The organism is Streptomyces sp. ATLC9, from assembly GCF_057196705.1.
In genome coordinates this window covers 1-4,691 of the sequence record NZ_JBXUOY010000351.1, presented here as the reverse complement: position 1 = coordinate 4,691, position 4,691 = coordinate 1, and the positions used below count along the sequence as shown (strand labels likewise).

Sequence of the window (4,691 nt, the reverse complement as noted above, 5' to 3'; positions counted from 1 at the left end):
CCCGCCGGCTGAGGCGCGGCGGGCGTGCGGGCGCGGTGGGGGCGCGCGCCGCGTTCAGGCGCGCCGCAGCGAGTCCGGCGACAGTTCCGCCGGCGTGCGGTGGCCGGACAGGCCCAGCGTCAGGTCCAGGTCGGCCGGCAGGGAGCGCAGCACATGCCGTACGCCCTCCTCGCCGCCGTGCGCCAGGCCGTAGGCGTACGGGCGGCCGACCAGCACCGCCCGCGCGACCTCCTCGATGGCGTGGGAGGAGGCGGTGGACAGGAACACGGGCACGCCCGGGGCGGAGGTTCGCGCCCGGTGTGCCCGGTGTCCCGGCCTGTCCACCCTGCTCGTTTATGTCCCACCCGTCCCTTCCCCCGGTTCTCTCGGTTTCCCGCTCACGTGATGCGGGCCGCCGTTCCCGACACCCGCACGCGCGGGTCGTCCGCGCGCAGCCCGACCTCCAGCAGTCCTGGCCGGCCCATGTCGTGCCCCTGGTGGAGGGTGATCACCGCCGGCGCGGTGATCAGGCCCAGGGCGCGAAGATACCCGCCGAGCGCCGCCGCGGCCGCCCCCGTGGCGGGATCCTCCACCACGCCCCCGACCGGGAACGGGTCGCGGACGTGGAAGACCGCCCCCGCTCCCGTCCCGCCGTCCGGATCCCGCTCGCGCCACACCAGTTGGAGGGTGGTCAGGTCCAGCCGCAGCATCAGTGCCCGCAGCCGCTCGAAGTCGTAGTCCAGCGCGGCCAGCCGCTCGCGGGTCGCGGCGGCGAGCACCAGGTGCCGGGCGCCGGCGTAGGCGACGCGGGCGGGCAGGCGGGGGTCCAGCTCGCCGGCGTGCCAGCCGAGTGCGGCCAGCGCCTCGGCCAGGTCGTCCTCGCCGATCTCCGCCACGTACGGCTCGACGCTGGTCAGTGTGGCGCGCAGGCCGCCGCCGTCCTCGGTGACCGTGACGGGCACGGTCCCGGCCGGGGTGGCGAAGACCAGCTCGCCCGGTCCGATCCGCTCGGCGAGCGCGACGGCGGCGGCCACCGTGGCGTGCCCGCAGAAGGACACCTCGGCGAGGGGGCTGAAGTACCGCACGGTGAAGCCGCGCCCCGGGGCCGCGTCCGGCGCCGCGCCCGGTTCCCCGTCCCCGTCCGGCGGCGGGGGAGTGAGGAAGGCCGTCTCGGAGTAGCCGACCTCGGCGGCGATCGCGAGCATCCGCTCCTGATCCAGGCCGCTCGCGTCGAGGACGACTCCGGCCGGGTTGCCGCCGTCCGGGTCTGATGAGAAGGCCGTGTAGCGCAGTACGTGCGGGGCCTCGGCCCCCGTCTCCGTGGTGGTCATGCCGGGCCAACCCCGCGCCGCACGGCCTGTATTCCGTACCGCCCGTGCGGCGGAACGCGTCCCGCCGCACGGTTCGCGTCACCCGTACGCCATAGAAGCGTCGTGTACGCGCCAACATGTTGCCGCCGGACCGCCGCCCCGGAACGCTCCAATCATGTGCATGACGCACTCACCGAGCGCCGACGCGGAACTCAGAGCCGCCGCACGCCACCTGGGCCGCCGCCGTTTCCTGACCGTCACCGGGGCCGCCGCCGCCCTGGCCCTGAGCACCAACCTGCCCTCCACCGCCCACGCCGCCCCCGCCCTCGACCCCGGCCGGATCACGGACGACCCCTTCACCCTGGGCGTGGCCTCCGGAGACCCGCGCCACGACTCCGTGGTGCTGTGGACCCGCCTGGCCCCCAGGCCGTACGAGCCGGACGGCGGACTGCCCGCCGAGCGCGTCACCGTACTGTGGGAGATCGCCCGCGACGAGCGCTTCCGCCACGTGGCCGCGCGCGGCGCCGCCACCGCCCACCCCGAGTTCCACCACACCGTGCACGTGGAGGCGGGCGGCCTCGCCCCCGGCCGCGACTACCACTACCGCTTCCGCGCCGGCCGCTGGATCAGTCCCGCCGGGCGCACCCGCACCGCCCCCGCCCCCGGCGCGGTGCCCGCCTCGCTGAACTTCGCCCTCGCCTCCTGCCAGGCCTACCACCAGGGCTACTACACCGCCCTCGGTCATCTGGCCCGCGAGGAGGACGTCGACGCCGTCCTCCACCTGGGCGACTACCTCTACGAGTACGCCGTCGACCCCGCCGGCGGCGACCGCAAGTACACCGACCGCACGCTGCCGGAGGTGTTCGCCCGGGAGACGGTGACGCTGGAGGACTACCGGCTGCGGTACGCCCTCTACAAGACCGACCCCGACCTCATGGCCGCCCACGCCGCCCACCCGTGGATCGTCACCTGGGACGACCACGAGACGGAGAACAACTACGCGGGCGGCACACCGGAGAACAGCGTGCCGCCGGAGGAGTTCCTCATCCGGCGCGCCGCCGCCTACCGCGCGTACTACGAGAACATGCCTCTGCGCCGCCCCCAGCGCCCCCGGGGTCCCGACCTGAGGCTCTACCGGCGGCTGCACTACGGGCGCCTGGCCCAGCTCGACGTGCTCGACACCCGCCAGTACCGCGACAACCAGGCGAACGGCGACGGCTGGAAGGTGCCCACGCCCGAGTCGCAGGACCCCTCGCGCACCATGCTCGGCGCCACCCAGGAGCGCTGGCTGGCCGACGGCTGGCGCCGCTCGCGGGCGCTGTGGAACGTGGTGCCGCAGCAGGTCGTCCTCTCCCGCCGCCGCAACCGGGTCGAGGGCCCCTGGCCGGTCTCCATGGACGCCTGGGACGGCTACCCCGGCGCCCGTGAGCGCTTCCTGGCGGGCGCGGACGCGGCCGGCGTGGACAACCTCGTCGTCCTCACCGGCGACGTCCACGTCCACTACGGGCTGGACGTCAAGCGCGACTTCGACGACCCGGACTCGCGCACGGCGGGCGTGGAGATCGTCACCTCCTCCATCTCCAGCGGCCGGGACGGCGCGGAGCGTCCCGCCAACTGGCAGACGCTGATGACCGCCAACCCGCACATGCGCTACTACAACGGGCGGCGCGGATACGTGATGCTCGGCCTGGACCGCGAGCGGCTGCGCGCCGACTACCGCACGGTGCCGGCCGTGACCACCCCGGGCGCGCCGGTCGCCACCGCGGCGTCCTTCGTCTCGCCCGCCGGGGAGCCGGGGCTGCTGCCGGCCTGACCCGGGTGTCCGGGGCGTTCGGGCCTCCTCGGGCGGTTTTGTCCGGATGCTGAACAAAGGGGGTGCGCCGGGGTCGGGAAACCTGGGATGATTGGACGGTTCCGTCGAATCTGGAGAGGTGAATGACCGACCCCGGCCCGTCCCCGGCCGCCGCCGAAACCGAGATACCCCACCAGCTCCCCGTGCCCCCGGCCCCCGGACCGCTGAAGTCCGGACCGCTGAACTCCGTCTCCCCGCCCGGACTTCGGGGCGCCGGGCAAGGAGCGGCCCGCACCCCGCGGCCGGACCGGCCCACCGGTCCCGCCCGCGCCGGGCTGCTGATCACCCTCATCCTCGGCGGCCTCACCGCCCTTCCCGCGCTGTCGATGGACATGTACCTCCCGGCGCTGCCCGACATCGGCGCCGTCTACGGCAGCCCGGCCGCCCAGATCCAGCTCACCCTCACCGCCTGCCTGCTGGGCCTGGCCGTCGGACAGCTCGTCATCGGCCCGATGAGCGACCGCTTCGGCCGCCGGCGCCCGCTGCTGGCGGGCATGGCCGGCTACGTCCTGGCCAGCGTCGCCTGCGCGCTGGCGCCGGGCATCCACTCCCTGACCGCCTTCCGCCTGCTGCAGGGCCTGGCCGGGGCGGCGGGCATCGTGATCGCCCGCGCCGTGGTGCGCGACCTGTTCGACGGGCTGGCCATGGCCCGCTTCTTCTCCACCCTGATGCTGATCGCCGGCGCGGCCCCCGTCCTGGCGCCGGTCTTCGGCGGGCAGGTGCTGCGGCTCACCGACTGGCGCGGGGTCTTCCTGGTGCTCGCCGCCTTCGGCCTCGTCCTCACCCTCGTCACCGCCTGGCGGCTGCCGGAGACGCTGCCGCCGCAGCGGCGGCACGGCGGCGGCGTGGCCGACGCCCTGCGCACCATGCGGGGCCTCTTCGCCGACCGGGTGTTCACCGGCTACCTGCTGGTGGGCAGCTTCGGCTTCGCGGCCCTGTTCGCGTACGTGGCGGCCTCGCCGTTCGTCATCCAGGAGATCTACGGCGCCTCACCGCAGACGTTCGGCCTGCTGTTCATGGTCAACTCCATCGGCCTGGTGGCCTTCGGCCAGATCAACGGCAGGATCCTGGTCGGCCGCGTCTCCCTGGACCGCGTCATCGCCGCCGGCCTGGCCGTGATCGTGCTATCGGCCGCCGCGCTGCTGGTGATGACCTCCGGCCTGCTGGGGGAGGCCGGACTCGTACCCGTCTCCGCCGGCCTGTTCGTGCTGATGTCCGCCATGGCGCTGGTGCTGCCCAACGCCAACTCCCAGGGCCTGATGCGCACTCCGCACGCCGCGGGCTCCGCCTCCGCGCTGCTGGGCACCTCCCAGTTCCTCGTCGGCGCGATCGCCTCCCCGCTGGTGGGCGTCGCGGGCGAGGGCACCGCCGTGCCGATGGCGGTGGTGCAGCTGGTGTGCGCGCTCGTCGCGATCGTCTGCTTCGCCGCGCTGTGCCGCCCGAAGCGGGGGCGCGGGCGCGTACGGGACCGGTCGGTGTGACGAGCGCCGGAAAACCGCGCACCGCCGTGCGCGCGGGGGATCGTCGCGGTGGTCCGCGCTCATCGGGCG

General features: G+C 74.8%; 3 protein-coding genes and 1 pseudogene. 2 read left to right on the top strand and 2 right to left on the bottom strand.

What is annotated here, in order from left to right; all coding sequences use genetic code 11:
• Positions 1-54: 54 nt before the first annotated feature.
• Both AC2CJA_RS24370 and AC2CJA_RS24365 read right to left on the bottom strand, forming a co-directional pair.
• Positions 55-225, bottom strand: a pseudogene (locus AC2CJA_RS24370) (alpha-hydroxy-acid oxidizing protein); the annotation flags it as partial.
• Between the two features lie 152 nt (positions 226-377).
• Positions 378-1,310 carry a PhzF family phenazine biosynthesis protein gene (locus AC2CJA_RS24365; protein WP_484604835.1) on the bottom strand — a complete coding sequence of 311 codons (933 nt, stop codon included), beginning with the start codon at positions 1,308-1,310 and terminating at the stop codon, positions 378-380.
• 160 nt (positions 1,311-1,470) lie between these two features.
• Between AC2CJA_RS24365 and AC2CJA_RS24360 the strand changes: the two genes are divergently transcribed.
• Positions 1,471-3,102 (top strand): alkaline phosphatase D family protein, encoded by a 1,632-nt coding sequence (locus AC2CJA_RS24360; RefSeq protein WP_484604834.1) that lies wholly within the window; start codon positions 1,471-1,473, stop codon positions 3,100-3,102.
• A gap of 122 nt (positions 3,103-3,224) precedes the next feature.
• The gene (locus tag AC2CJA_RS24355) at positions 3,225-4,622 is read left to right on the top strand and encodes a multidrug effflux MFS transporter (protein WP_484604833.1); all 1,398 of its coding nucleotides are present in this window, start codon (positions 3,225-3,227) and stop codon (positions 4,620-4,622) included.
• The last annotated feature ends 69 nt before the right edge of the window (positions 4,623-4,691 follow it).